The organism is Streptomyces sp. XH2, from assembly GCF_049725035.1.
Classification (GTDB): domain Bacteria; phylum Actinomycetota; class Actinomycetes; order Streptomycetales; family Streptomycetaceae; genus Streptomyces; species Streptomyces roseoverticillatus.
Map to the genome: position 1 here is coordinate 397,926 of NZ_JBMMMZ010000006.1, position 22,530 is coordinate 420,455.

The following is a 22,530-nucleotide window of genomic DNA, read 5'->3' on the forward strand; positions in this document are numbered from 1 at the left end:
GTGGTACGACGGCATTGCGTCATTCACTCCGCAGACCAGGGAGCCCCCCATGCCCAGGACATTCGCAGTCCGCAGCAAGAAGTTCTCGACGGATGCCATCGCTGCGGCCGCCTTGGCGGGCTCGCTGCTGGTCGCCGGCTCGGCCCAGGCGGCCTCGGGCCCCGGCGTCCCACCCGTCCCCCAGCAGCCCGCCGGCAAGATCGTCAGCGCCTCGGGCGTCAACGAACGCATGTACCCCAGCACGGACTCGGCGGTGCGCGGCACCGTGGCCCGCGGCGCCAAGATCACCCTGAAGTGCAAGGTCCGCGCCCAGACCATCGGCGGCAACAACATCTGGTACCTGCTGCGCAACCGCAACACCTGGGTCTCGGCGGCCTACGTCGGCAACGCCGGCGCCGGCGCCGTCCCGCTGTGCAGAGACGTCGACCGCACCCCCCTGGACAACGCCCCGGCCACCCGTGCCGCCATGGGCTGAGACGCCGTCACCGACGAAGAGGGCAGCCTCCACCGGCCGCCCTCTTCGTCGTATCTTCCCCGCGCCGATTACTCCGGGTGGCTGAAGGTAACGGATTGTGCCGCCGCCTCGGGTGGCGGGCGGAATAATGGGTCATGTCATTGTTTCCCGGCCGAATGCTGTCGTGATGCTGTGTAAGGACTGTCTGAATCCGGTTATCGAGGGCCCCGAAGGCGGCTACGTCTGCGGCCAGTGCTTCCACGTCGTGGAGCCCAACGGCTATGCGGAGCGGCGGGCCGAGGGGGTGCGGCGGGCCGCGGAGGAGCGCCGCATCCGCACCGAGGAGCGCCGCGCCCGCGCCCAGGCCCGCAAACGCACCTGGCCCTGAGCGCCCCGAGTCGTCCCGAACGCCCCGGGCCTCAGCGGCCCGTGGGCGCCGTGCCCCCGGCGGGCGCGGCGGCAGAGGGCTGGTCGCTGCCGCAGTGCAGGCACTTGAGCGCTGCCGCCGGGAGATCCTCCGACAGACACGCCGGGCAGGTCTTGAGCGGGCCGGGCTCCTCGAAGACGACCACCCCGCGCCGCGCCTGCACGTGCTTGTACGGGACGACGATCAGGAAGTACACCACCGCCATGAAGACGAGGAAGTAGACGGCCGCCGAGAGGAACGAACCCAGGTCCAGGTAGGTGTTCTTGTTGCCCGCCCGGCCCAGCTGCCACCCCAGCCCCATCGAATGACCGCCCTGGAACCGGGCGATGATCGGGTTGATGACGAAGTCGGTGAACGCCTTGATGAGCGTACTGAGCGCCAGTGCGATGATCAGGCCGACGGCGACGGTGACGATGTCGCCGCGCATGACGAAGTTCTTGAATCCTTTGAGCATGACCGTCCTCCGCACAGCACGCTACATTCCGTCAAGCGGTCCTCAGCGGTACGGCACGCGCAAGGGCCGCCCTCAGGCGGCGGAGCCGCCGAATTCCCGCACGGCGTCCTCGACGATCGCCTCCAGCCGTGCGTGGTGCGCCCCGCGCCAGTACACGCGCCCGCAGGCGGTGCACTGGGCGAACACGTCGTACGTGCGCCGCGTCCCGTGCTCCAGCCGCTCCGCGACCGTGTCCTTCTCGGCGTCCGCGAGCCGCCCGTTGCAGGCGGTGCAGCGCGTCCACGGGGCCAGCGCGGGGGCGAACCGGCTCAGGACGTCCCGCAGTTGCTCGTCGGGCCGGTCGCTGTAGACGTAGGCGCCGGCCCATATCTCGCGCCGCCGCAGCAGCCCCCGGTCGCGGCTGAGCAGCACCCGGCGCTCCGCCGCGGACAGCGCGGCCAGGGCGGGGTCGCCGATGTCCTCGCTCTCGTAGGCGGCGTCCACGCCCAGCAGCCGCAGCCGGCGCGCGAGCGTCCCCAGGTGCACGTCGAGGAGGAAGCGCAGCGGCGCGCCGGGCACCCGCTGCGGGCGTACGACCGCGCGCACCTCGACGGATTCCCCCGCGGAGGGGACGTGGGACACCGGCACCGCGCGGCCGTCCACGAGCAGCGTGCCGGCCTCGGTCAGCGGAACGCCGAGCGATTCGACGACGTGCCCCAGGGAGGAGGACGCGTCGACCGCGACGGGCGCCCGCTTCCGGCGCAGCTCGGAGTTGACGAAGAGCCGCAGCTCAGGGGCGAGGGTGACGTGGATTTCCGGTCTGCTCACGCCGTCAGCATGCCACCACCGGGCGGCCCGCCGGGAGCGGGGGCGCGGACGGCGCTGCCGGCCCGGGCCCGGCCCCTGGGCGGGGCCGGAGCCGGGGGGCGCTCCGACGGGACGTCAGGAGGCGCTGGGCAGGGCCGGTACCCGGTGCGTGGGGCAGGTGTAGCCGTTGCCGTGGACGTAGGACCAGCCCAGCTCCTCGATGTGGGGCGAGGCGGTGTGCGTGTGGTGCAGGAGGTGCCCCCACAGGTCGTCGTCGCGCGAGGGGCCGGGGTCGGTGATGACGAGGTCGAAGGTCGTGTGCGTGGTGCAGCCGTGGTGGTCGCACGCGAGGTAGAAGCGGACGGGGCCCGGGGTTTTGCCTGCGGTGGTGAGGCTCATGGGGGTAACTCTCGGGGGACGCGCGGGGCCGGGGAGGGCGGATCGGTGGATGTCTCCCTCGCTCCGGTGACGCAGCGTGTAATGGCGGCCGGGGCCGGGTAGTCCTCTTCCCCTGGCGCACCTTCGGTTTTCTGTGTCATCCGCTCAGGAGTTCTGGCGGGTTGATTACTGTGCGTCGCTATTGGTGGACGGTCCAGTGGTCGTTGGCGCCTGCCTGGAGGAACTTCAGGGGCGGGCAGAGGAAGTCGCGGCCCTGCGGGCTCGCCTCGGACCACGGCGCGTCGGCCGGGCGGGCTCTCTTCATGGCTCCTCCGGACGGGCACGGTGTGCGCGGTGGGGGGGTTGGACCGGACCAAGCGAAGAGAATGTCCATGACAACTGTTGAGGTGTCAAGAGAAACGAAGAGCATGCCGCACACGAAGCCCCGGAGAGCGAGGGAGCCCGGCGCGCACGAGAGGGCGGCCCGGGCCCCCGTAAGGCCCGTGCCGCCCGCGCCGGCGGATCCGCGCTCAGCCCAGAATGCCTCCCAGCACTCCGCCGATCAGCCCCGTGAGCCCGCCGACGACGCCGCCGAGCGCGCCCACCAGGCCGCCCAGCACGTTCGTCACCAGCGCCAGCAGTCCCGGGCCCCCGCCGTCGTACCGCTCGTGCCCGTGCCCATGCCCGTGCCCGGGACTCGGGCCCCGCTTGGACACCTCGACCCCGTCCTTCGCCAGGTGCGCCGTGGCCGCGGCCGCGTCCGTGGCGGCCGTCGTCATCCTCTCCAGGTCAGGGTGCGCGGCCGCGGCCTCCTCGGCCAGCACCGCCCGGGCCCGGTTCAGGCCGTCCAGATGCTCCTCGACCTGCGCGCACGACGGGCCCCGCCGCGCCTCACCAGCAGCCTCCGCCGCACCCTGCCCGGCCGTCCGGCAGGCCTTGAGCGCCTCCGCGGCCCGCTGTCCGACCACGTTGCGGTCGATGGCCCGGGCCCCGCCGGAGGCGGCCTCGCGCAGCGACTCGGGCGAGGGTGCCGGCGCCTTGGACGCCGCGGGGGACGTGGGCGGCTTCGGGGGCGGGAAACCGGCCGACGCGCCGGCGGTGCCGGCCGCACCAAGGGCCAGCGCACCGCACAGGGCGCCGGAGACCATGAGAGCGGTTCTGCGGGAAGCACCCATGAACGAACTCCTTCGGGCAGGACGGGCGATCGTCAGGACGGGCGATCGTTACGGTCACCTTGCGCCCGCCCCCGGCACCCCGCAATTCGTTCGCCCGGGGCTTTGCGCCGATCAGCCGAAGCCCCATCAGGAGGCCCCGCGGCAGCGTCCCGCCCGGACCGGGCCCGGTGGGCGGGCGATCGTATAGAGGGAAAAGCGGAAAAGCCAATGACGACCACGCGTGAGTGAAAGCAGCCCCCACGTCCTGGCCCCGCACGCCCCCGCAGGGCAGGCTGCCAGGCGCACCACCGCGCTCCTTCCACACCGCCCCGCCCTGTGTACCTTCCCGCTCAACTCCGCCGACGGAAGAGCCTCCTCACCTCATGCCCGACAGCAATCCCCGCCCCGACCTCTTCGACAAGGCCCCGGCCTCCCCCTTCCTGCGCGCCGTCCACGCCACGCCCGTACGGCCCTACTACCGCCCCCTGCGGGCACGCGACGGCGAGGCGGTCGTCGACGGGCGCAAGGTCGTGATGGCGGGCTGCAACGACTACCTCGGCCTGGCCACCGACCCCCGGGTCACCGCCGCGGCCGCAACCGCCCTCCAGACGTACGGGAGCTCCTGCTCGGGCGCCCGCACGCTCAACGGCACCCTCCCGCTCCACGGCGAACTCGAAGCCGCCGTCGCCGACTTCCTCGGCACCGAGGACGCCGCCGTGGTCACCACCGGCTTCCAGGCCAACCTCGCCCTCGCCGCGCTCTTCGGCCCCGGCGACGCCGTCTTCAGCGACAGCGCCAACCACGCCTCCCTCATCGACGGCATCCGCCTCGGCGCCGCGCACCGCCTGCGCTACCGCCACGCCGACCCCGCCCACCTCGACCGGCTCCTCGCCGACGCCGACCCCGCCGCGGCCAAGGCCGTCGTCACCGACGGCATGTTCTCCATGGACGGCGCCCTCGCACCGCTGCCCGCCCTGACCGCCGCCGCCCGCCGCCACGGCGCCCGCACCCTCGTCGACGGCGCCCACGACATCGGGCTGCTGGGGCCCTCGGGCCGCGGCGCCGCCGAGCTCCTCGGCGTCCACGAGCAGGTCGACCTGTTCACCGGCACGTTCTCCAAGTGCTTCGGCTCCACCGGCGGGTTCCTCGCCGGACCCGCCCGCGTCATCACCCACCTGCGCTACGCCGCCCGCGCCATCCTCTTCTCCGCCTCCATGCCGCCGCCCGCCCTCGCCGCGGCCATGAGCGCCCTGGAGATCAGCATCGACGAGCCCTGGCGCCGCCACCGCGTCCTGGACCTCGCCTCCCGCCTGCGCACCCGGCTCACCGCCCTCGGCTACGACACCGGCCCCGCGCACGCCGACCCCGCCCCACCCGGCGCGCCCCCGCCCCCGGGGCCGGTCATCGCCGTGCGCACCGGGGACCCGGCCGACTGCGTCCGGCTGTGGCAGCACCTGCTCGACGCGGGCGTCTACACCAACCCCGTCGGCCCGCCGGCCGTCCCCGAAGGCTCCAGCATCATCCGCGTGACCCTCCAGGCCACCCACACCGACGCCCACGTCGACCGCATCGCCGAAGCCTTCGCGACCGCCCGGCGGACCCCGCCGCCCGCCGCCCCCGTGCTCGCCCGCCCCCGTCAGCCCCTCGCCCCGGAGACCGCCCGATGACCGACGTGACCGTCACCCCGGTGCGCGGGCGCGCCGCCACCACCGCCTTCATCCGGCTGCCCCACGCGCTCCACCGCCACGACCCCCACTGGGTCGCCCCCCTCGAACACGAGCTGCGCGCCTGCCTCGACCCCCGCCGCAACCCCTTCCACGCCACCGGCACCGCCCAGCTCTTCCTCGCCCGCCGCGGCACCACCCCCCTCGGCCGCATCGCCGCCCACATCGACCCCCGCTACCAGCAGCGCCACCAGGAACGCACCGGCCACATCGGCTTCTTCGAGTGCACCGACGACCCGGCCGTCGCCGGGGCCTTGTTCGCCGCCGCCGACCGGTGGCTCGCGGACCGCGGCGCCGACCGCGTCCTCGGGCCCCTGAGCTTCACCACCAACGACGAATGCGGCCTGCTCGTCGACGGCTTCGACGGCCCGCCCACCGTCCGCATGCCGCACAACCCCCCTTACTACGCCGACCTGTTCACCGCCTGCGGCTTCACCAAGGCCAAGGACCTCCACACCTTCACCGGCCCCGTGCCCGCCGACGGCGAAACCCCCGCCGTCATCCGCCGCGCCGCACAGCGCGCCCTGGCCGATCCCGCCATCCGCATCCGCCCCCTCGACCCCCGCCGCTACGACGCCGACCTCGCCGCCGTCCGGCGCATCTACGACGACGCCTGGGCGGAGAACTACGCCTCCGTGCCCTTCACCGACGCCGAGTTCCGGCACCTGAGCCGCAGCCTCAAACCGCTCCTCGTCCCCGGCCTGCTGCAGATCGCCGAAGTCGGCGGCGAACCCGCCGGCTTCACCCTCTGGCTCCCCGACGCCAACCAGGCCCTGGCCCCGGCCCGCGGCCGCCTCACCACCTGGGGCCTGCCGATCGGCTTCGCCCGCATCACGGCGGCGCGCCGCCGCATCACCCGCACCCGCGCCTCCACCTCCGGCGTCACCAAGGAACACCGCGGCCGCGGCCTGATGGCCGCCCTCTTCTGCAAGGCCCAGCAGGCCGCCGCCCGCCTCGGATACACCGAGAACGAGTTCTCCTGGATCCTGGAGGACAACCGCGACGCGGCCCGCCACGCCCGGGCCATGGGCGCCGTCCACACCCGCACCCACCGCCTCTACCACCGCCCCCTCGGCCCCGCCCCGGCCGCCTCATGAGGTACGCCGTCACCGGCGCCACCGGATTCGTCGGCACCCACCTCGTCGCGCACCTCACCGCGCTCGGCCACGACGTCACCGCCCTCGTCCGCGACCCCCGCCGCCCCGTGCCCGGCACCCGCACCGCGGTCGTCGACCTCGTCACCGGGGCCGGGCTGCGCGAGGCCACCGCCGACGCCGACGTCGTCGTCCACCTCGCCGCCCTCACCCACGCCGCCGACCCCCGGGCCCTCGCCACCGTCAACACCGGCGGCACCCGCCGGCTGGCCGCCGCACTCGCCGCCCAGCCCCGCCCGCCCCGGCTGGTGTACTGCTCCTCACTCGCCGCCAGCGGCCCCGGCCGGCTGCGCCACGAGGACGACACCCCCGCCCCCGTCTCCGCCTACGGCCGCAGCAAACTCGGCGGCGAGGACGCCCTGCGCCGCGCCGGCCCCCGGCTCCCGGCCGTCACCGTCCGGCCCCCCATCGTCTACGGACCGGGCGACCGCCACTTCCTGCCCCGCCTCGCCGCTGCCGCCCGGACCGGCCTGCTCCCCGCCGTCGGCCCCCGCGGCCCCCGCCGCTACTCCCTCCTCCACGTCGACGACCTGTGCCGGGCCCTGCTCGCCGCCGCCCGGCACGGCCGGCCCGGCGCCGTCCACCACGTCGGCGACGGCGTCGAACACCTCTGGAGCGACATCGGCGCGGCCGTCGCCGCCGCCCTGGGCAGACGCCCGCCCCGCGTGGTCCACCTCCCCGCACCCCTGGCCCTGGCCGCCGCCCGCACCCTGGGCCGCACCGGCATGCTCAACCCCGACAAGATCGGCGAGGCCCGCCACCCCTCCTGGACCACCGCCCCCGGCACCCTCCCCGCGTTCACCCCGCGCATCACCTGGCCCGACGGGCTCCGCACCACCCCGAGCCCCGCCCTCCTCGACATCCGGAGCAGCACATGACCGTGCGCCGACCCCTCTCCCCGTACGAACGCGCCGTGTGGGCGGCCGGCGAAGCGCTGCCCGCCACCGTCGCGGGCGCCGTGCACGTCGAAGGCGCCACGACCCCCGGCCGCCTGCGGGACGCCATCGCCGCCGTCCGCGCCCGGCACCCCCTCCTCGGCTCCCGCGTCGAGCGCGGCGGCCCCTGGCGCGCCTGGTTCACCACCCGGGGCGTACCCGAGACGCCCCTGCGCGTGGAGTACCCCGTCGCCGGCCGCACGATCGCCCGCGTGCTGGAGGAGGAGCTCCGACGCCCCTTCGCCACCGCCGACGGGCCCCTGGCCCGGTTCGTCCTCGTCGACGGCGGGGACTCCTTCGACCTGGTCGCCGTCTTCCACCACCTCGTGGCGGACGGACACTCCGCGGCCGTCGTGTTCCGCGACGTCCTCCAGCACCTGGCCGCCCCCACCGGCCGGGGGCCCGCCGTCGCCGCCCCGCCCGCGGACGGTCTGCTGCCCGGCCCCCGCGTCCGCCCCGCCGACCTCGTCAAGCTCTCCCGCTCCCTGCGCCTTCCCCGCCAGGCCGGCGCCCCGGCCCTGCCGACGGGCCCCGCCACCGACCTGACCTGCCGCACCTGGACGCTGGACGAGGCGGAGACCACCGCGCTGCTCGACCGCTGCCGCGCCGAGCGGACCACCGTGCACGCCGCCCTCTGCACGGCCTTCGCGCGCGCCCGCCGGACCCCCGGACCCGCCCGCATCGCCGTCGCGGCGGACCTGCGCCGCATCCTGGCGCCCGTGCCCGAGGAGTCCGTCGGCCTCTACGCGGCCAGCTTCCTGCTGTCCGTGCCGCCGGGCCGCCCCCACGACGACCTCTGGAACGGGGCACGAGAGCTCAGGGAGCGCCTCCACCGGCGCCTGAGGCCGGAGGAACTGCGCCCGCTCGTCGCGGGGTTCCGCCTGATGCCCCTGCCCGACGGGATGATCACACGGCTCCTGCGCCGCAGCGAGAACAAGGGAGCACGCTTCGACGTGTCCCTGAGCAACTTCCTCACGTCCATCCCGGACACGTACGGCGACCTGCGCCTGACCGCCTTTCACGGCGCGGCCCACACCAGCCTCTCCGGTGCCCCGCTGGTCATCCTGATCGGCTTCGGCGGCAGGCTGTTCTTCAGCGTCACCTCCACCGACCCGGACGCGGCGGACCTGTGCGAGAGGGCCATGTCCCACCTCAGGACAGCGGCGGCACCCGCCCCGCCGGCGGGTGCCCGCCTCTGATGCCCGGGGCCGCGGCTTCCGCGCCGCGGACCACCCGCCGCATCAGTGCGCGCCCGCGTACACCTTCGACGCGAACTCCGCGATCTGCTTGTCGGAGAGGTTCTGCGCGAGGTTCGCCTCCGAGATCATGCCGCAGAGGCGGTGGCCGTTCTGCACGTCGATCACCGGCAGCCGCTTGATCTGGTGCTGCTCCATGGCGGCCAGGGCGTCCGTCGCGGACGCGTCCGCGTCGATCCAGTGCAGCTCCCCGCCGAGCGAACCCGCCTCCACACTCGCCGGGTCCACGCCGTCGGCCACGCACCGGATGACGATGTCCCGGTCGGTGACCAAGCCCTGGAGCCTGTCGTCGTCACCGCAGATGGGCAGCGCGCCCACGTGCAGCTCGCGCATCATCTTCGCCGCGTCCAGCAGCGATTCGTGCTCGCCGACGCACTTCGCGCCCGCCGTCATGATGTCGCGGGCCTTGAGCGGCTTGTTCCGTGCCATGATCGCTCCTCCCGTCGTGGCAGGTTCTTCCTTCCTCCATCGCAACACGGATGTCCACCCGACGCCATGCGCACACGTTCACTGTCCGCGGTCGTCCATGTGCCGCTCGAACGCGCTGATCTTCCCGTCCAGCAGGCCGGGCCTCCCGGGCCACACGTCGGCCTTCAGCACCAGCTGGACCCGTGGCGCCCGCGCGGCCACCGCCTCCGTCGCCCGCCGGACGACGTCCATGACCTCGTCCCACTCTCCCTCGATCATCGTGTACATGGAGTCCGAGCGGTACGGCAGTCCGGACGCCCGGATGATTTCCACGGCGTCGGCTATCTCGTCGGGGAAGCTCTCTCCGACGCCGACGGGCGTCAGGGTGAAGGCGATGAGCACGGTGGTTCCGCCGTCCTTCCTCTTCTCTACTTCCCCGCGCGTGGCGGGGCGGTCGTGGTGCCGGCGCGGTAGGCGGCCGCGACCAGCAGGAGGTGGTCGATCTCGTGGGTCAGACTGTGATCCGAAGGCCCGTCCTCGTCGCCGGGCCCGGTGAGGTTCACCGTCTGGGCGTGGGGCTTCAGGCCCTCGCGCTTGTTGCGCAGCGCCGCCGTGAGCCAGCACGCGGTGATGTGCGCGTCCATCAGGTGGGCCGGCAGGGACCGCCCGTTCACGCTCTGCTGGATGGAGTCGAGCGTGGCGGGCGGGATGTAGTTGCGCAGGACGATCATCGCGTCGCGGATCTCGATGACCCGCCGGTAGAGCCGTAGCTGGAGGGGGACGGCGGCGGCGCCGATGCGGTTGGCCGGGCGCAGCACGACGTCCGGGGTGTGCGAGGTGAGGTCCTGCCACAGCCGTTCCAGGCCGTGGTACGACCTGCGGTACTGCAGGTGGGTCCGGACCCGGGCGAACACCGGGAGGGCCACCCCGAGCGCCATGCACACGGCCTCGACACCGGTGACCGGCGAGAACAGCGGGGCGAACACCGGCGACCGCGTGTACAGGTAGACGAGCTTGAGCAGCCACAGCACCGAGGCCAGCAGGATGCCGGAGCCGAACAGGCGCAGCCCGTAGCGCAGCAGGCGCGGCGCGTCGTGGCGGCCGTGGCTCCAGCACACGAGGCCGCAGACCGTGTCGGCCGTGAGGTGGAAGGCGAAGAACACCCACCAGTAGGCGTCCGGCACGCTCGGCGTGGCCCGGGACGGCGCGATCCGGTTCCTCTCGTGCACCGGCCCGAGCACGTCCAGCAGGACGAGCGCGACCATGACGGCCGCGGCGGTGCCGAAGACCACCCCGGTGCGGCGGTGGCGGCCGGCCGCGCCGTGGATGAACCACAGGACGGCCGCCGCGTCGACGATGCTGAACAGATGGGTCGTCAGATCCACCCAGTGCGCCCCGGGCACCAGCCGGGCCAGCACGGCCGTGACGGGTTCGAGGTGCATCGACATCGCCAGGGCGATCATGACGACGGCGAACCACAGCGGCCGCTGCTCACGGTGGCGGACCGCCTGCGGGGCCCGTACGAGCGCCGCCGACCACAGGGCCGCGATCCCCGCGTTCTCGATCCAGGCGAGCTTCTCTATCCAGGTGAGCACGACGCTCCCGTCGGCCGGCCCACCCGCAGCCCCATCGCCGATTCCAGCCCGCCGAGCATCCCCGACAGCAGCGTCGGGGCGGGCACCCGCCCGGCCGCCTCCAGGATCAGCGTGGCGATCATCTCCGCCTCCTGCTCCTGCTCGTCGCCGTAGCGGATCCGCGGCAGCACCCGGCGCACCGACGTGGGATCGGTGATGTCGAGGTGGCGGTACAGCCGGGTGTCGTCGAGGGCGGAGCGGTGGTTGCACACCAGGTGCCCGATCTCGTGGACGATGATGTGCTCCTGGTGCAGCGGGCTGGTCTGCCCGTCGTAGAGGATGAAGTCCTCGGTCTCGACGGACAGCAGCATCCCGGAGGGCGTCCCGGGGACGGTCGGGGTGGGCAGGGCCAGCAGGCGCAGCGGACGGCCGCGCTCGGCGGCAAGGCGGTCGCACAGGTCCTGTGCGGAGAAAGGGTCGGGCACAGGAATCCCGCCGATCACCTTCTGGCATCGGCGGCGCAGATGCCTCCAGTGCATCTCAGTCGTTTCTCCCGCAGTCGTAGGAACGGGCGGGCACATGACCCGGTATCGGCGCCGGGTCATCGCGGTCCCCCGGTCCGCACGGCGGCCCCCAAGGCGGTCAATGGCAGTACCACGAGCCCCCCTCGCACATGTGCCCGGCCGCCTGCGATCGTAGATCGCCGCGCGCTGTCACGCCAGGGTTGCGGAACGTCGCGGTCCATGGAGGGGGCGGGAGGGGACCGCGGGCTAGCCGAGGGTGCTGCGGCGGCCGTAGCGACTCTTGCGGAGGCGCTGCACGACGCGGTGGAGACGCGGGTAGCGCTCGCGCTGTTCCCGGGCGCGGCGGTCGAGTTCCTCCGTGAGCCGTTCGGTGCGCTTCTCCACGTCGAGCTCGTCGAGGATGCGGTCGATCTCCGCGAGCAGCGCCCCGTGCAGCTGCCACTGCCGGGGGTGCTGCTGGACCTGGTGGAGCAGCAGGTCGGCGGCCCGGCCGCGGGTGCGGCGGGCGGCGTCGAGCTCCCGCGTGAGGTGTTCCTCGGCGTGCTCGGCGCTGGTGGTGACGTGCGTGGTGATGACGACGGCGAAGTTCTCCACGGCCAGGGCCATGTGCCCGAAGAGCTCTTCGAGGGCGGCGGCGGTGTCCCCGGGGAAGAGCGGCTCCTGCGCGCGGTGCACGGCCAGGTCGGTGAGGGTCCGGCAGATCACGCGCAGCACGACGGCCGTGATCTCCAGGGCGTCGAGGCCCGTGCGCAGCACGACCCGGTAGAGGAGCCCCTCCTTGACGCGCGGATTGAGCCGGAGGCTGTCCTCGGCCTGCCGGAGCGAGGCGTCCACCTCGACGATGTCGTGGTCGAGCCGCCGTGCCGCGTGCAGCCGGGCCGCGGCCTCCTCCACGGGCGTGTGACCGGTGATCTCCTCCCCGACGTCCTGCAGGAGGCGCCGCATCCGGCGCGCGAGGTCCTCGATCGCCTCGCCCGCGGGCTGCACCCACACCGGTGGGACGAGCAGGACGTTGAACAGCAGCCCGACGACCGCGCCGATCAGGGTCTCCAGCACGCGGTCCCAGGCGGTCTCCGCGACCCGCGTCACCCCCAGCACGAGCATCGCGCTGATCGCGACCTCCGGGACGAACTCGCCCGCCTTCGCGAACCGCCCGATGACGAGGGAGGCGAGGATGATCAGCCCGAGGCTCCACCACGTCAGCCCCACGAGCACGCTGAAGCCGATCGCGATCAGGACGCCGACCACGACGGAGTTGACCCGGCGCACGCTCGTGGTGAGCGTGGAGTAGAGGGTGACCTGGACGACCAGGAGCGCGGTGAGCGGGGCGGTCAGCGGGGCCGGTTCGTTGCTCAGCCGCAGCGCCACGACATAGGAGATCACCGCGGCTGCGGTGGACCGCACCGTCTGCACGACCGCCGGTTCCCGGCCGCGCCTCACCAGCATCGTCAGGGGGTCACGAAGCACGGGCACGTCGGCCTCCTTCCCCTTCCCGCCGCCCGGTCAGCCACCGCTGCGCCACTCGGGGCACGGGGGGCGGGCAAGAACGGCCGGTTCGGGATGGCAGGATTCGGCCATGACTGATCATCAGGGATTTCTCGCCGGCAAGAGTGTGCTGATTACGGGGGCGAGCAGCGGTATCGGCGCTGCCGCGGCGAAGGTGTTCGCGCGCGAGGGCGCCGCGGTGGTGCTGACGGCGCGCCGGGGCGAGCGCCTGGAGGCGCTGTGCGAGGAGATCCGGGGGAGCGGAGGCGACGCCGCGTACGTCGTCGGGGACATGCGCGTGGCGGACGACGCGCGGCGGGCGGTGGAGTGCGCGGTGGAGCGGCACGGGCGCCTCGACGCCGCCTTCAACAACGCGGGCATCGGCTGGGACCAGGAGCCGATGCACCTGATGAAGGACGACGCCTACGACGCCATCATGGACACGAACGTACGGGGCGTCTGGAACGTCATGCGCCACGAACTCGCGGCCATGGTGGCGTCGGGGACGGGCGGCTCCGTCGTCAACAACAGCAGCGTCGCCGGCATGCTGGCCATACCCGCGGCCGCTCCGTACGTCGCCTCGAAGCACGCCGTGATCGGCCTGACCAAGGCCGCGGCGGCGGAGTACGCGCCGCACGGCATCCGGGTGAACACGGTCGCCCCCGGCACGACGCGGAGCGAGATCATCGCCGGCTGGTTCGAGCGGAACCCGCACATCGAGCCGGAGCTGCACCGCTTGACGCCGCAGGCCCGTACGGCCGAGCCGGCGGAGATCGCGGAGGCCGCCGCGTGGCTGTGCAGCGACCGGGCCTCGTTCGTGACGGGCGCGGTCCTGCCGGTGGACGGCGGCTTCACGATGGTGTGACGGCGCCTTCGGGCGGCGTGACGCGCAGGGGGAGAGGGCCCGGCGGCCGGAGCACGGCCGCCGGGCCCACGCGTCAGGCCGCCGGACCGGTGTGCGTGGTGGTGAAGACGGCTTCGCCGTTCTGGAGCCCGACGGTGGTGTGGGTCGTCGTGCGCGCCGTCGTGTGACGCTCGGTGGTGATGCCGATGGGGGCGTCGAACTCGGCGTACCGGTGGAACGTGGTGTGCGTGGTGGCCGGCTGCGGGCGGTAGCCGGAGCCCGCCGCCGGGTAGCAGGCGCAGGAGCCGGCGCCTGCGCCGTCCACGGGACCGGTCGCGGTGAACGCGGCCTGGTTGGCGGCCTCGATCAGCACGAGGCCGGGGACGTGGTCGACGGCGTGGTCGTAGAAGACCGTGTTGCCGAAGGGGTGGCGCAGCTGCCACCCGCCGGGCTGGTCCGCGGGGCCGAGCAGGACCTCGTCCGCCCTGTCCCGGCCGACGCTCGCCGGCGGGAGGTGCGGGGTGAGGGGCGGCAGCTCCGAGGGGGGCTGATGGTGCGCTCCGCGCAGCCGCCGGTAGACCGCCGGGGGAATCCACTCGAAGGTGGTCTCGGCGGTCACGAGGACCGGGCCGGAGGCCCGGCCGTCAGCGGCCGCAGGCCTCGTGCCGGGCTTCGCGGCGGTGACCGTGATGCTGAGGTGGAGGGCGGTGACGCGCTTGTTGCGCACGGTCGTGGGGGTGGCGGTGACGTCGATGTGCAGCGGGGTGGCCCGCTCGGTGTCGAGGTCCGCGCCGGGGTTGAGGGTGTAGTTGAAGGTGTGGAGGAGCGTGGCGTGGCTGAGGGGGGCCTCGAACGCGGTGTGGGCGAGGAGGAGACCGGCCTGGCGTATCGTCTGGGCGACCGTGAGGGTCTCGTAGTGCGTGCCGTGGCCGGGCACGTGGTGCGTCGTGTGGGCGGGCCAGCATCCGGTGACGGTGTAGTGCGTGGGGTCCTGCTGCTCCCAGCGGGTCACGAACACGGCGTCCTCGAAGCTCAGGTGCACGAGCTCCTTGGCGGCGGGCCCGCCGGCGGTTCCTTCGTGGGTTCCGGCGCCGGTGGCGTCGCCGTTGTGCGTGGGGTGTGCGCCGCGGGCGCTAAGGTCTGGGGGCGAGACCTGCAGCCCGCCGGACGCATTGGTTCCGTCGGCCTCCAGCCGGACGAGCCGGTACTCGGTGACGTGGTCGGCGAACTGCCGCGGGGCGCTGTGGGCGGCGTCGGCTGCGGGGCGGAGCAGGATCTGAGACACGTCTCTCCTCGGAGTGGATTCGTGCGTCCCGGTTGTTAACCGGCCCGGTGATAAGATACGGACTATCCGGTTTGCTTTAGGGTTGTCGCTCGTGCTTGCCCTGGCCGTCGATTCCGGGGCCCGCCCGGTGCGTCCGGCGGGGCGCACCCGGCGGCCGTGGCCGGCCGGGCGTTCGTATCGGCGTGTTGCCGGTGAACGGGAGGTAGTCAATGGCGAAGCAGGCGCGGGCGATTCACACGCGTCGCCTGATTCTCGAGGCGGCGGGTGAGGTCTTCGACGAGTTCGGATACGAGTCGGCGACGATCGCGGAGATCCTCGGGCGTGCGGGTGTCACCAAGGGTGCGCTGTACTTCCACTTCGCGTCGAAGGAGGAGCTGGCGCGCGGGGTCCTGAGCGAGGCGCTGACGACGGAGGGCGTGCTGCCCCAGGAGTCGCGCCTGCAGGAGTGGGTGGACGTCGGCATGGTGCTGGCGCACCGGCTGCCCGCGGAGCCCCTGCTGAGCGCCGCGATCCGGCTGTCGGCCGACCGCAAGGCGCGGGACCTGTTCGGCACGTCCTGGCCCGGGTGGATCGAGTTCATCGCGGGGCAGCTGACCGCGGCCAAGGAGCAGGGGGAACTGCTGCCCCATGTGGACGCGGAGCGGACGGCGATGCTGTTCGTGAGCGCCTGGACGGGCGTCGAGATCCTGGCGACGGCGCACCCCGAGGGCGACTCCCTGGAGGAGCGGATCGCGCTGCTGTACGACACGTTCCTGCCGAGCGTCGCGGTGCCGGGCGCCCTGCGGATGCTGGACACCGCCCCCGACCGCGGTGCACGGGTCTGGCGGGCGCACCGGGTCCAGCGCGAAGAGGCGGAGGCCGCGGCCTCCGGCTGACGCACCGCGCGCGTCCCGGCTGCGACGCCGGGCGCGCGGAGGATGTCCGGGCGGCGGGCTGGACAGGACCGCTGCCTGCTGGCGTCCACGATTTCCCCCTGAGTGTCCGGCCGATGCCGCTGCGGGCGCACGGCGCCAACGGGCCACGAGCCCCCCTCGTCACCCCTGCACGGCATCGGAAAGCTGTCCGGAGGCCGCCGCTCGTGGCGACGGATCCTCCGTGATCCGATGCCAGGACGCTAACAAACCGGATATCCTGTTTGTCAAGGGTGAACGACTTTCCATACACGCGTCACCAGGGTGGATGCTCTGCCGGGCGGGATGGAAGGGGCGATTCCAGCGCCGGGTTCCCGGGCATGGCAAAGGCCCGCAAGAAGCTTGCGGGCCCGAGGGCGGCGGCGCTCCGCCGCCCGGTTCTGCTGTCGGTCCTCAGCCGCCGGACGCGTGGGCGGCGGGCTGTGCGGGGGCGGGCCCGGTCGCGTTGATGACGGCTTCCGTGCCGGCGGCCTGAAGCTGCGTCAGCGCCTTGGGGGTGGCCAGCTGCGGCAGGAGGGTGTGCCAGAGGCCGGTGAGGGTGGGGCGCGAGAGCCAGTTGTGGTCCTGGCGGGCCAGGGCCTCGAAGCCGGCGGTCGCCCCGACGACCGTGGCCGTCAGCTCCTCCTGCGCCGCGTGGGGCGGCGTCTGCCCGTGGGTCGCGGAACGCTCCAGCGTACGGCGTACGCACTCCAGCCACTCCTGATGCAGATTCACCTCGGAGTGGTGTGCGGTACGGCAGTTGAGGTGGAAACCGGCGCGCACCACGACGTCCCGGCGCAGCTGCTGCGCGATGATGTGCGAGGAGTCGATGAGCGCCTGCAGGGGGGAGGGGCTCTTGCGGTGGGCGTGCCGGGCCAGGGCGTGCAGGGTCCTGGTGGCCTCGGACTCGACGGCGGCCGCCATGGCCGCCTTGGTGTCGAAGTGGAAGTGCAGGGCACCCGAACTCACCCCGGCCCCGGCGCTGATGCCGGCGAGCTTGGCGCGCGTGTAGCCGAACTCGTCGAAGGCCTGCGCCGCGGAGCGGATCAGCGCGTGCCGGGTGTTCATGGCCCGTTCTTGCTTCGTCACCGGCAGCTCCTGCGGGGGTTCGACAACATCATGGACACATGAAACCAACTAACTGGTTTGATTTCTACTTCGCATGCCCGGAATGCTCCCTATGGAGAGATATCTGGCGGGCCGACTTCCTGGTGATCGATGGAGTCGGGGCGGAGGGTCGCGCCAGGTGAGAGGGTATTGGTCCATGGATGTGCTGAATTGCGGCACTCGCTCAAAGTGATAAACCGACGGTCCGGTTTGTAATTTTGGAGCCCCCGATGGCCACTGAGGCGAGATCAAGTTAGGTTAGGCTCACCAAAGTTTTTGGGGGTTTTCCTATGGTGCCGAGCCCGCTGCCGTCGCAGAAACCGTCATCCGATGCCCCGGCATCCGATAGGCCATCACCTGATGTGCCGTCACCCGGCGTACGGCCACCGGCCCGGGAGGACCGCTGGTCGCGCATCGCCGGGCTGTGCGGCGTGGTGGCCTCGATCGCCTGGCTCGCCGGCGACATCCTCCTGCTCGGCAAGCCCATGGGCACCGCCGACCGCTACCCCCTGCTGGCCTCCTACGACGGCACCGCCCGGGACTCGCTGGCGGCGATGCTGCCCGCCTCGACGACGCGGCTGGCCTGGGGCGCCCTGCTCGGCGTCCTGACCGGGCCGCTCTACCTCGTGGCGTGCCGGCACCTGCGGCAGGGCCTGCGTCCCGCCCGCCGCCGGCTGTCCCTGCCGCCCTATCTGCTCCTCGTCACGGGCTTCGCCCTGGCCCCGTTCGCCCACGGCTCCTTCTACTACTGGGGGCAGGCCGCCAAGGCGGTCCACGAGTCCGGCGCCGGCTCCGGCGTCCTGACCGGGCTGCCGGGTGACATGGCCACGGTCCTGTTCATCCCCTACGGGGTGCTGCTGGCCTGCTGGCTGGCCGGCTCCGTGTGGATGGCCGTGTGCGTCCTGCGCGGCCCGACGGCCTACCCGCGGTGGATGTGCGCGGTGAACCCGCTGGTCTGCATCCCCGTCGGCGCGCTGCTGACCCGGGTCGTGCCGGGGGCGGCGGGAGTCGCCGTGCAGGGCGCGGCGCTCAGCGTCGGAAACCTGCTGTTCTTCACCCTGTCGACCGCCGTGCTGTGGAAGCGCCGCGAGTGATCCGCGGGCTCAAAGGGCGCCCGCCGCGGGCTTCGCGCGCTGCTCCGGCGTCGTCCCCGCGCGCTTCTTCAAGGCCTGGTTGAGCGCCTCGAAATCCGCGGCGGTGGCGGCGATGCTCCGCCGCAGGAACGGCACCAGCACCCCGAAGAACCTCTCGCTCTGGACGACGCGCGTGCCGCCCCCGTCCAGGTCGGTCAGGACGAAGCGGTGCTCCCCGGTGAAGAGGCCGGGAAGGAGGGTCCGGCCGACCCACCGCAGCTCCTCCGCAGGGGCCGCGACCCTGACCTTCGGCCGGAACGTCACGGGTCTGCGGCCGGCCGGGAAGACCCGCAGCCGCAGCCGCCCGCCGGGCGCCACCGTCCCCGACGCCTCACGGATGAAGGGGTTCCACTCCCCGTAGCGCTCCAGGTCCGTCAGGATCCGCCAGACGTGGCCGGGCGTGGCGGCGATGTCCACCACGGTGGCTATTTCCCGCATCGGCGTGCCTCTTCTCGTGCTGATCGTGCCGAGTTCCTCGTTGCCGCGGTTCCTCGCCGCCGCGGTTCCCGTGCCGCGGCTCCTCCGCGCGGAGGACCGTCCCGCAAGGCTCAGTATTGGCCGGAACCGCCCTGTTGGCCCGTCCGGGCGGTACGGGGGCGCCCGGGTGGATCTGGCACGGCGGCCGTTACCGCCCGCGGCCACCGGGCACACGTGCAGCTGGCAGCTCCTTCCGGGGAGGCCGGGGAGCCCCTGCCCCGGTGCGGAACGGACGAGAGGGCGGACGGTCGCATGATCACGTTGGGGGTGGAGGAGGAGTACCTGCTCCTGGATCCCGTCACGGCGCTGCCCGTACCGCTGGCGGAGGAGGTGCGGGCGGCCTCCGGCCTGCAGGCGATGACCGAGGCGCGGGAGATCAAGGCCGAGTTGCTGCAGGCCCAGCTGGAGGCCGCCACCCCCGTCTGCACCGGCCTCGCGGAGATCGGCGGGCACCTGCTGCGGTTGCGGCACGCGGTCAGCGCGGCGGCGCAGAAGGCGGGGTGCCGGCCAGTGGCCTGCGGCGCCGCGCCGCTGGCCGGCGGGGCACCGGTCCCGGTCACCGGTGAGGGGCGGTACCTGGCGCTGCAGGCGCAAGGCGCGCGCCTGGTGGACGAGCAGCTCGTCAACGGCATGCACGTGCACGTGGGGGTGCCCGGCCGGGCCGTGGCCGTCGGCGCGCTGAACCGGCTGCGTCCCTGGCTGCCGGTGCTGGTGGCCATGGGAGGGAACTCCCCGCTGTGGCGGGGGAGGGACACGGGGTTCGCCAGCTGGCGCACGGTGGTCTTCGGACGCTGGCCGGTCAGCGGCCCCCCGCCCCGGTTCGAGGGGCCGGACGACTACGACCGGCGGGTCGGCGCCCTGCTCCGGGCCGGGGCGATCATGGACACCGGCCAGATCTACTGGCAGGCGCGCGTCTCCGAGCGCTATCCCACCCTCGAAGTGCGGGCGCTGGACGTCCAGCTCACCGTGGAGGACGCCGTCCTGTTCGCGGGCATCGTCCGCGCCCTGGTCGCCACCGCGCTGCGCGAGGAACGCGAGGGCGTGCCGCTCGCGCCCTGCCCGCCGGAGATGCTGCACGCCGCGAACTGGCACGCCGCGCGCTACGGGCTGCACCGCGGCCTCATCGACGCCCACGGCCGGCGCCGCGGCCCCGGCGAGGCGGTCGGCGGCCTGCTCGCGCACATCGGACCGGCCCTGGACGAGGCCGGGGACACGCGTGAGGTCAACCGGCTGCTGCGGCTCTTCCTCGGCCGCGGTGCCCCGGCCGACCGCCAGCGCCGCGCCCTCGCCGCGGGCGGCCTGACCGCCCTGACCGCTCTGGCGAGCACGGAAAGCCCGGAGGGCGCGGAGGACCGGGGGAGCCCGGAGGGCTAGCGGCACCCGCAGGTGTGTTGACTTCTCCGCGCCTCCGTGCGAGAGATGACATGTTCTCGTCAGTTCTGCCGGTCCTCCGGCAGCCCTCGTCCTCGGATCCGGCCGCCCGTCGCGGCGCCGGACGGAAGGAGCACGGCGATGAGCATCCCCCACACCCGGGCGCGGCGGAACCGCGGCAGGACGATCACGGGCGCGGCACTCGCCGCCGTACTGGCGGGGGCGGGCACCGTGCTCGGTGCCCCGCCCGCCGCGGCCGCCGACGCCGTCACCGTCGGCTACACCTGCACGGGCCCCGGCGCCCCCGGCGGCGTCCAGTCCCTCCTCGTCACCGTGACCGCACCCGCCGGCGCGCCGCAGGGCTCGACCGCCGACCTGTCCGTCGAGGTCACCACCGCGCTGACCGTGCCCATCGACGTGCCCGCCCGCGCCGCCACCGGCGAAATGACCCTCGGCCTCGGCGGCTCGGCGACCGGCACCGTGACGGCAACCGGCTTCACCAACGCCGGCACGGTGCCCAGCGGCTCCACCGTCACCCTCACCGGCGGCACCGCCTCGGTCGGCCTCGGCGCGGCCGGAGCCGTGACGATCACGCCCGGCGCGGCCACCGTGCACGTCTTCGGCGTGACCGTCGCCTGCGAGGTCTCCGGAACCGCGCCCGTCGCGGCCACGATCGACGTCACCTGACGCGGCCGGGCGGACGGGTGGCCGCGGGCGTACGGGTTCACGTGGCCGTACGGGTTCGCGTGGCCGTACGGGTTCGCGTGGAGTCGCGCGGTCAGACGGGCTTGAGGGCGGTCGCCCCGAAGGAGACGTCGAAGCGGTCGCACCAGATGCTGACGCTGGTGTAGCGCGACAGGTCCACGTCGGCCGGCACCACGTAGTTCTGGTCTCCCTTGTTCCCCTTGAGGGAGCCCAGGCTGCGGTGCGCGCCGTCGTCGAAGACGTGCCACCCGTCCTCCCCCGGCTTCACCGGGGCGTCGCTGAGCAGCACCTTGACGTCGGGGCCGTTGCTGGTGTCGAGGTGCTCCAGACGCAGCACGCGGCTGCCGTCGGGCAACCGGAGGATGCGCACCGACCCGCTGGTGCGGTGTTCGTGACTGATCAGCTCACCGGTGGCCAGCGTCCGCACGCCACCCGGCTGCGCGGAGCCCGTGGCCACCGGCACGGACTCCCGTACGGTCTCGTCCACCCACAGCTTCCACGGCTGGAACCACACCAGCCCCGCGGCCACCGCGAGCACCCCCGCGACCAGCACCCCGATGACGGCCGGCTTGCGCAGCACCCGTCGTACACGTCCCATCTCTGCCTCCGAAAAGCCGGCGTGTTCTCTCACTCCTTGAAACGCCTTCAGGCCTGTTCCGGGTCCGGGATTCCGGTGACGAAAGTCTTACGTCCCGCCCGCCCACGTCCCCGTCTGGGGGTGCTGGGGTGGCTGGGGCGGGGTGTTTCTGGTGATCTGTAAGGGTCCCGGAGGCCGCGGCGGTAGGAGAACACCCATGGACATCGGCGACCTGACCGACGAGATCCTCCGCGATCTGCGTAAAGAGCGCGCCTATCCGGCGGTCTCGCTGCTCGTGCCGACGAACCGGCGTTCCCCCTACAGCCCCGAGGACCCCGTCCGGCTGCGGAACACCGTCGCGGAGGCCAAGCGCCGGCTCGCCGAGGACGCCGGGGTCTCCCGGTCCGCCCGGGCGGACGTCGAGGGGCAGCTGGATGCGGCCGTCGCCGGAGTGGACCTGACGCACTCCAGCGACGGGCTGCTGGTCCTCGCGGCCCCGGGCGAGCACCACGTGTGGTACCTGCCGCGCTCGGTGCCCCAGCGCGTGGTGATCGGGAAGACCTTCCTCACCCGCAACCTCGTGGCGGCCGCCCGGATGGAGGAGCCGTACTGGGCCCTGGCCGTGACCAAGGGCGAGTGCCGTCTGTGGGACGGCGCGGGCGACGCGCTCACCGAGTTCACCGGCAACGGCTTCCCCGTGCTCCCCGCCCTGCCCGACCACGTGGACGCGCTGCCGGGCAAGAACTACAGCATGCCCATCCGCGAGGAGGGCGGGGCCGAGCGCGAACGGCAGTACCTGCGGTCGGTCGCCGGCGCGCTCGCGGGCGTCCTGGAGAAGCACCCCCGGCCCCTGTACGTCGTGGGCCTGCGCGAGCTCACCGCGCACTTCAAGGAGGCCTTCCCCGGCCAGGGCGCGATCACCGCCGTGGTCGAGAACGGCAGCGGCACCGCCAAGAGCGGCCACGAGCTCCTGGAGGTGCTCCGCCCGGCCTTCGACGAGCGCCGCGAGGCGCGCCGGGGCGAGGTGCTGCGGAGGCTGAGCGACGCGCGCGGGGCCCGCCGCTACACCTCCGGCCTGGACGAGGTCTGGCAGACGGTGCGGCAGGGCCGGGTGGCCCTCCTGGCCGTGGAGGACCACTACCAGGCGACCGTCCGCACCGACGGCAACGGCGGCCACCCGCAGGTGGTGGAGGAGACCGCGGAGCCGCTCAGCGCGGACGCCTCCCTCATCGAGGACGCCGTCGACGAGATCGTCGAGAGCGCGCTCGACAGCGGCGCGGACGTCGAGTTCGTCCCCGACGACACCCTGGCCGAGGAACACCGCCTCGCCGCCGTCCTGCGGTACTGAACCGGCGGGGGGGGCCCGGGGCCCCGGGCCGGCCGCCCCCCCCCCCGCCTGGGGGCCCGCCCCGGGGGCCCGGCCGGGGT

Annotated in this window: 26 protein-coding genes; 12 read left to right on the forward strand and 14 right to left on the reverse strand. The window is 73.5% G+C overall.

What is annotated here, in order from left to right; genetic code table 11:
• The first annotated feature begins 49 nt into the window (after positions 1 to 49).
• Together ACOTKD_RS14975 and ACOTKD_RS14980 are read left to right on the forward strand one after the other, a co-directional pair.
• Entirely contained in the window at positions 50 to 475 is a 426-nt protein-coding gene (locus ACOTKD_RS14975; protein ID WP_106680914.1) for an SH3 domain-containing protein, read from the forward strand.
• A 166-nt stretch (positions 476 to 641) separates the two neighbouring features.
• Complete coding sequence (locus tag ACOTKD_RS14980) at positions 642 to 842, forward strand: hypothetical protein (protein ID WP_424889426.1); 201 nt, start codon at positions 642 to 644, stop codon at positions 840 to 842.
• Between the two features lie 31 nt (positions 843 to 873).
• On the opposite strand, the gene ACOTKD_RS14985 is transcribed toward ACOTKD_RS14980, so the two are convergent.
• The 5 genes from ACOTKD_RS14985 to ACOTKD_RS15005 form a co-directional block, all read right to left on the reverse strand.
• The gene (locus ACOTKD_RS14985) at positions 874 to 1,335 is read right to left on the reverse strand and encodes an MscL family protein (RefSeq protein WP_424889427.1); all 462 of its coding nucleotides are present in this window, start codon (positions 1,333 to 1,335) and stop codon (positions 874 to 876) included.
• 72 nt (positions 1,336 to 1,407) lie between these two features.
• Positions 1,408 to 2,142, reverse strand: a complete 735-nt coding sequence (locus ACOTKD_RS14990) for a Mut7-C RNAse domain-containing protein (protein WP_424889428.1) — start codon at positions 2,140 to 2,142, stop codon at positions 1,408 to 1,410.
• Positions 2,143 to 2,256: 114 nt separating this feature from the next.
• The gene (locus ACOTKD_RS14995; RefSeq protein WP_424889429.1) at positions 2,257 to 2,520 is read right to left on the reverse strand and encodes a hypothetical protein; all 264 of its coding nucleotides are present in this window, start codon (positions 2,518 to 2,520) and stop codon (positions 2,257 to 2,259) included.
• A 178-nt stretch (positions 2,521 to 2,698) separates the two neighbouring features.
• Positions 2,699 to 2,824 carry a hypothetical protein gene (locus ACOTKD_RS15000; protein WP_424889430.1) on the reverse strand — a complete coding sequence of 42 codons (126 nt, stop codon included), beginning with the start codon at positions 2,822 to 2,824 and terminating at the stop codon, positions 2,699 to 2,701.
• Positions 2,825 to 3,029: 205 nt separating this feature from the next.
• Positions 3,030 to 3,674 carry a hypothetical protein gene (locus tag ACOTKD_RS15005; RefSeq protein ID WP_424889431.1) on the reverse strand — a complete coding sequence of 215 codons (645 nt, stop codon included), beginning with the start codon at positions 3,672 to 3,674 and terminating at the stop codon, positions 3,030 to 3,032.
• Positions 3,675 to 4,036: 362 nt separating this feature from the next.
• Here ACOTKD_RS15005 and ACOTKD_RS15010 point away from each other — a divergent pair, with 362 nt between their 5' ends.
• Genes ACOTKD_RS15010 through ACOTKD_RS15025 form a run of 4 tightly spaced genes read left to right on the forward strand, consistent with a single transcriptional unit; the run spans position 4,037 to position 8,665 of the window.
• A complete protein-coding gene (locus ACOTKD_RS15010) occupies positions 4,037 to 5,320 on the forward strand; it encodes an aminotransferase class I/II-fold pyridoxal phosphate-dependent enzyme (RefSeq protein WP_424889432.1) in 1,284 nt (427 codons plus the stop codon).
• Positions 5,317 to 6,474 carry an N-acetyltransferase family protein gene (locus tag ACOTKD_RS15015; RefSeq protein ID WP_424889433.1) on the forward strand — a complete coding sequence of 386 codons (1,158 nt, stop codon included), beginning with the start codon at positions 5,317 to 5,319 and terminating at the stop codon, positions 6,472 to 6,474. The genes ACOTKD_RS15010 and ACOTKD_RS15015 overlap by 4 nt, the downstream gene beginning before the upstream one ends.
• Positions 6,471 to 7,409 carry an NAD-dependent epimerase/dehydratase family protein gene (locus tag ACOTKD_RS15020; protein WP_424889434.1) on the forward strand — a complete coding sequence of 313 codons (939 nt, stop codon included), beginning with the start codon at positions 6,471 to 6,473 and terminating at the stop codon, positions 7,407 to 7,409. The genes ACOTKD_RS15015 and ACOTKD_RS15020 overlap by 4 nt, the downstream gene beginning before the upstream one ends.
• Positions 7,406 to 8,665, forward strand: a complete 1,260-nt coding sequence (locus ACOTKD_RS15025) for a condensation domain-containing protein (protein WP_424889435.1) — start codon at positions 7,406 to 7,408, stop codon at positions 8,663 to 8,665. Before ACOTKD_RS15020 ends, ACOTKD_RS15025 begins: the two co-directional genes overlap by 4 nt.
• A 42-nt stretch (positions 8,666 to 8,707) precedes the next feature.
• Here the strand turns inward: ACOTKD_RS15025 and ACOTKD_RS15030 are convergent, their stop codons facing one another.
• From ACOTKD_RS15030 to ACOTKD_RS15050, 5 genes are all read right to left on the reverse strand, one after another.
• Positions 8,708 to 9,151: a CBS domain-containing protein gene (locus tag ACOTKD_RS15030; protein WP_424889436.1), complete on the reverse strand. Its 444-nt coding sequence runs from the start codon at positions 9,149 to 9,151 to the stop codon at positions 8,708 to 8,710.
• A 78-nt stretch (positions 9,152 to 9,229) separates the two neighbouring features.
• Positions 9,230 to 9,532 (reverse strand): thiamine-binding protein, encoded by a 303-nt coding sequence (locus ACOTKD_RS15035; protein WP_424889437.1) that lies wholly within the window; start codon positions 9,530 to 9,532, stop codon positions 9,230 to 9,232.
• A gap of 26 nt (positions 9,533 to 9,558) precedes the next feature.
• Positions 9,559 to 10,725 carry an MAB_1171c family putative transporter gene (locus ACOTKD_RS15040; protein ID WP_424889438.1) on the reverse strand — a complete coding sequence of 389 codons (1,167 nt, stop codon included), beginning with the start codon at positions 10,723 to 10,725 and terminating at the stop codon, positions 9,559 to 9,561.
• Positions 10,710 to 11,189 (reverse strand): hypothetical protein, encoded by a 480-nt coding sequence (locus tag ACOTKD_RS15045; RefSeq protein ID WP_424889439.1) that lies wholly within the window; start codon positions 11,187 to 11,189, stop codon positions 10,710 to 10,712. The genes ACOTKD_RS15040 and ACOTKD_RS15045 overlap by 16 nt, the downstream gene beginning before the upstream one ends.
• A 285-nt stretch (positions 11,190 to 11,474) precedes the next feature.
• Positions 11,475 to 12,674: an FUSC family protein gene (locus tag ACOTKD_RS15050; RefSeq protein WP_424889477.1), complete on the reverse strand. Its 1,200-nt coding sequence runs from the start codon at positions 12,672 to 12,674 to the stop codon at positions 11,475 to 11,477.
• A 130-nt stretch (positions 12,675 to 12,804) separates the two neighbouring features.
• Here ACOTKD_RS15050 and ACOTKD_RS15055 point away from each other — a divergent pair, with 130 nt between their 5' ends.
• Positions 12,805 to 13,578 (forward strand): SDR family NAD(P)-dependent oxidoreductase, encoded by a 774-nt coding sequence (locus ACOTKD_RS15055; RefSeq protein ID WP_424889440.1) that lies wholly within the window; start codon positions 12,805 to 12,807, stop codon positions 13,576 to 13,578.
• Positions 13,579 to 13,651: 73 nt separating this feature from the next.
• Here ACOTKD_RS15055 and ACOTKD_RS15060 read toward each other — a convergent pair whose 3' ends face one another.
• Positions 13,652 to 14,842, reverse strand: coding sequence for a ScbA/BarX family gamma-butyrolactone biosynthesis protein (locus ACOTKD_RS15060; RefSeq protein ID WP_424889441.1), 1,191 nt, complete (start codon positions 14,840 to 14,842; stop codon positions 13,652 to 13,654).
• Positions 14,843 to 15,051: 209 nt separating this feature from the next.
• On the opposite strand from ACOTKD_RS15060, the gene ACOTKD_RS15065 reads away from it, so the two are divergent.
• A complete protein-coding gene (locus ACOTKD_RS15065; protein WP_424889442.1) occupies positions 15,052 to 15,717 on the forward strand; it encodes a ScbR family autoregulator-binding transcription factor in 666 nt (221 codons plus the stop codon).
• Positions 15,718 to 16,146: 429 nt separating this feature from the next.
• Here ACOTKD_RS15065 and ACOTKD_RS15070 read toward each other — a convergent pair whose 3' ends face one another.
• Positions 16,147 to 16,821 carry a ScbR family autoregulator-binding transcription factor gene (locus ACOTKD_RS15070; RefSeq protein ID WP_424889443.1) on the reverse strand — a complete coding sequence of 225 codons (675 nt, stop codon included), beginning with the start codon at positions 16,819 to 16,821 and terminating at the stop codon, positions 16,147 to 16,149.
• A 380-nt stretch (positions 16,822 to 17,201) separates the two neighbouring features.
• On the opposite strand from ACOTKD_RS15070, the gene ACOTKD_RS15075 reads away from it, so the two are divergent.
• The gene (locus ACOTKD_RS15075) at positions 17,202 to 17,933 is read left to right on the forward strand and encodes a DUF6796 family protein (protein WP_424889444.1); all 732 of its coding nucleotides are present in this window, start codon (positions 17,202 to 17,204) and stop codon (positions 17,931 to 17,933) included.
• Between the two features lie 9 nt (positions 17,934 to 17,942).
• On the opposite strand, the gene ACOTKD_RS15080 is transcribed toward ACOTKD_RS15075, so the two are convergent.
• Positions 17,943 to 18,410, reverse strand: a complete 468-nt coding sequence (locus tag ACOTKD_RS15080) for an SRPBCC family protein (RefSeq protein ID WP_424889445.1) — start codon at positions 18,408 to 18,410, stop codon at positions 17,943 to 17,945.
• Positions 18,411 to 18,701: 291 nt separating this feature from the next.
• On the opposite strand from ACOTKD_RS15080, the gene ACOTKD_RS15085 reads away from it, so the two are divergent.
• Both ACOTKD_RS15085 and ACOTKD_RS15090 read left to right on the forward strand, forming a co-directional pair.
• Positions 18,702 to 19,823, forward strand: a complete 1,122-nt coding sequence (locus tag ACOTKD_RS15085) for a carboxylate-amine ligase (protein WP_424889446.1) — start codon at positions 18,702 to 18,704, stop codon at positions 19,821 to 19,823.
• A 138-nt stretch (positions 19,824 to 19,961) separates the two neighbouring features.
• Complete coding sequence (locus ACOTKD_RS15090; protein ID WP_424889447.1) at positions 19,962 to 20,507, forward strand: hypothetical protein; 546 nt, start codon at positions 19,962 to 19,964, stop codon at positions 20,505 to 20,507.
• Positions 20,508 to 20,598: 91 nt separating this feature from the next.
• Here the strand turns inward: ACOTKD_RS15090 and ACOTKD_RS15095 are convergent, their stop codons facing one another.
• The gene (locus tag ACOTKD_RS15095; protein WP_424889448.1) at positions 20,599 to 21,123 is read right to left on the reverse strand and encodes a DM13 domain-containing protein; all 525 of its coding nucleotides are present in this window, start codon (positions 21,121 to 21,123) and stop codon (positions 20,599 to 20,601) included.
• A 196-nt stretch (positions 21,124 to 21,319) separates the two neighbouring features.
• Between ACOTKD_RS15095 and ACOTKD_RS15100 the strand changes: the two genes are divergently transcribed.
• A complete protein-coding gene (locus ACOTKD_RS15100; RefSeq protein WP_424889449.1) occupies positions 21,320 to 22,450 on the forward strand; it encodes a hypothetical protein in 1,131 nt (376 codons plus the stop codon).
• Positions 22,451 to 22,530 lie beyond the last annotated feature (80 nt).